The following is a 2,737-nucleotide window of genomic DNA, read 5'->3' as shown; positions in this document are numbered from 1 at the left end:
ATGATCGAAATCGGCGATGTTATCTTTAGCGGAGATTTTTTGTTTGAAGGGTCTATCGGGCGATGGGATTTCCCCTACTCCGATGCAAACTCTATGCGTGAAAGTTTGAAAAAATTTGCGGCATGGACAATCGATAAGCCCCTCTATCCAGGGCATGGAAACTCAACATCGGTTCGAGCGGAACAACGAAATGTCGAGTATTGGATGAAGATGGTTTAATTATCCAAACTTTTGAGAAGATCAAGACGGAGAACATGACGTTCAGTGATAACCGTTTTGAATTCCCCTTCAAAAATTTTGATTTCATGAACAAAGCCGCGAACGGTTACATTGCGTTTTCGTCCCTCTTTTTGGTGTTCATTCGCTTCAAATGTAACGATATCTCCCACTCTCACGGGAGCCAAAAAAAGACAGTTGCACGATGCTAATACGACATTGGGCTCATTCACCGCTACCATAGCGGCAAAATCGGCGGCACTAAAAATAAATCCTCCATGCACCAACCCCACTTCATCGGCACGCATAACCTCATTGGTTTCCAGCATGATTTTTGCAAATCCGGCTTCCATCTTGATAATCTCACCACTGTAGACCGTATTTATCCGCTCATGGGTATTTAATGCGGTCTGCGGGTTTATCGCGATTTGAATCTCTTCATTCATTACATCTAATTGATCTCTTGACAAATTATCCTCTTTTAATCCGAATGTATCCCCGAACAGGTGCCGGGTATCCCTCTACTGTTTTGGTACTATCGGCAGGATCGAGAAAATCTTCAAGGCTTTGCGATTCTATCCAGTCCGTTTTGCGTTGTTCATCGGATGTCGTTACCACCGTTCTCAACACCTCAAAGGAGTTAAATCCGGCACGGGTACACCAATTTTCAAGCGCTTTAAGGGTCGGAACAAAATAGACATTAGTGATTTTAGAGTAGCTTCCGCTCGGACAAAGAGCGACGGGTTCCTCTCCGTCGATGATAAAGGTATCGAGATAAATCTCGCCCCCCTCGGCTAAACCTTGCCCCAATGCCTTAATCATCGCGACCGGATCGCTGCGATGGTAGAGTACCCCAAGACAAAAGATCGTATCAAATTTCTCTTCGTAAAAGGGCAAATGTTCCACCCCAAGCAATTCATAGACAATGTCGCTTTTGACAAAATGGTTGATGAGATCAAACTGCGATTTAAAGAGCGCCGAGGGGTCAAATCCGACCACTTTTGCCGGAGTGTCTTCGAGAAAACGGAACATATAGTAGCCGTTGTTGCATCCGATATCAGCTACTTTTTTGCCGTGAAGATTGAAATGGGGACGGAGAAAATTGTATTTGAGGTCTGAGCGCCATTCGGTATCGATAAACAGGCCGAACAGATCAAACGGTCCTTTGCGCCACGGCATCATGAGGCGGGCGATACGTTCCAGATCATTGACATCCACCACCTCATCCGATGTGAGGGCAACGGTATTGCCCAGTCCGACATGAGACTCAATCTGTGGCAGTTGATTTAGCGCTTCACGCAACGGAGCGATATTTTTCCATGTCATCCATTTTTGGCGTTCTTCTCGAACTGCATTTAAATCCATTTTCGCTCCTCATTCTTATCCTGAAATTTTAGCGATATTAGGCTAAAATGCCCCCATGCGTATAGAACAAAAAGCCACCCTCATTTCCACTATTGTCGCCTTTTTACTGGTGACGTTTAAACTCAGTGTCGGCATCATGAGCGGTTCCGTTGCCGTTTTAGCCTCTGCAATCGATTCATTACTTGATATGATTGTATCCCTCTTTAACTACTTTGCCCTTCACAATTCCGACAAAGAACCCGATGAGCATTTTAACTTCGGACGGCGTAAACTCGAACCCCTCGCTGCGGTCATCGAAGGGACGATCATCAGTCTCTCAGCGCTCTTTATCCTTTACACCGCTATCTCGAAAATGGTACAAGGAAGTGTTATCGAGCATCTCGACCTCTCCATAGGTGTGATGATCATATCCCTCATCATCACGGCTGGACTGGTTTTCTTTCTCAATTATGTTGCAAAAAAAACAGGGAATATGGTAATCCAAGCCGATGCACTCCATTACAAAACCGATTTGCTCAGTAATGGGGCTGTTTTAATCTCACTCGTCTTTATCTCATTTACCGAATATACGTTTATCGATCCACTGCTCGGTATCGGAATCAGTATTTATATGATCTACTCTGCCTTTCCACTTATCAAAGAGGGTATCCTCATGCTCCTTGATGCTGCCCTTGATGGAGAGAGTGTTGCCAAGATTACAAAGCTTTTAAACTCTCAACTCGATGTAAGCGGCTATCATGATTTACGTACCCGCCGCTCAGGAAGCGAAATCTATCTGAGCGTTCATATCGTATTTAGTATCAGTACCTCCCTCTACGATGCTCACATGGTAGGAGATCGAATCGAACTTGCTCTCAAAAATCTCTTCCCTGAAAACAATGTGTACGCGTTGATCCATCTCGATCCGTATGATGATTCTGAAGACGAGCACCTAGATTAAGTAGATTAGTTAAAAATTTTATTATATCTGATAAAATTATATAAATAATAACATAAGGATATAATAATGAGACGTTTTTTCGTCATTCCTCTCACTCTAGCCTCTACTCTTTTGATCGCATCTCCCTCTGTAGAAGAACAAGTCACCCTAAAAGGGAATCAGATTTCCAATGCATTACTCCAAAAACTCGGCGGTGAATTAAAAAGTCAAATGCAA

The 2,737-nt window shown here is 43.6% G+C and carries 4 protein-coding genes; 2 read left to right on the top strand and 2 right to left on the bottom strand.

Annotated features, from left to right (window positions below; translation table 11 throughout):
- The coding region (locus JZU62_RS08565) for an MBL fold metallo-hydrolase (RefSeq protein WP_365956661.1) at window positions 1-219 on the top strand (219 nt) is incomplete at its 5' end.
- Here JZU62_RS08565 and JZU62_RS08560 read toward each other — a convergent pair.
- Both JZU62_RS08560 and cmoB read right to left on the bottom strand, forming a co-directional pair.
- Window positions 216-686: a PaaI family thioesterase gene (locus JZU62_RS08560; protein ID WP_295013840.1), complete on the bottom strand. Its 471-nt coding sequence runs from the start codon at window positions 684-686 to the stop codon at window positions 216-218. The two genes, JZU62_RS08565 and JZU62_RS08560, sit on opposite strands and share 4 nt — an antisense overlap.
- Window position 687: 1 nt before the next feature.
- Window positions 688-1,581: a tRNA 5-methoxyuridine(34)/uridine 5-oxyacetic acid(34) synthase CmoB gene (gene cmoB / locus JZU62_RS08555; protein ID WP_295013838.1), complete on the bottom strand. Its 894-nt coding sequence runs from the start codon at window positions 1,579-1,581 to the stop codon at window positions 688-690.
- A gap of 55 nt (window positions 1,582-1,636) precedes the next feature.
- On the opposite strand from cmoB, the gene JZU62_RS08550 reads away from it, so the two are divergent.
- On the top strand, window positions 1,637-2,521 hold the full coding sequence (locus JZU62_RS08550; protein ID WP_295013836.1) for a cation diffusion facilitator family transporter: 885 nt from the start codon (window positions 1,637-1,639) through the stop codon (window positions 2,519-2,521).
- Window positions 2,522-2,737: the final 216 nt, after the last annotated feature.

The organism is Sulfuricurvum sp., from assembly GCF_019163035.1.
GTDB lineage: Bacteria > Campylobacterota > Campylobacteria > Campylobacterales > Sulfurimonadaceae > Sulfuricurvum.
Note: the sequence above shows the minus strand (reverse complement) of the source record. Positions and strands in the feature narration are given on the sequence as shown.

What these genes read in the sequence shown, in the direction of transcription:
- cmoB (WP_295013838.1), bottom strand. Translation starts at nt 1,581, where the DNA reads ATGGATTTAAATGCAGTTCGAGAAGAACGCCAAAAATGGATGACATGG.
- JZU62_RS08550 (WP_295013836.1), top strand. Translation starts at nt 1,637, where the DNA reads ATGCGTATAGAACAAAAAGCCACCCTCATTTCCACTATTGTCGCCTTT.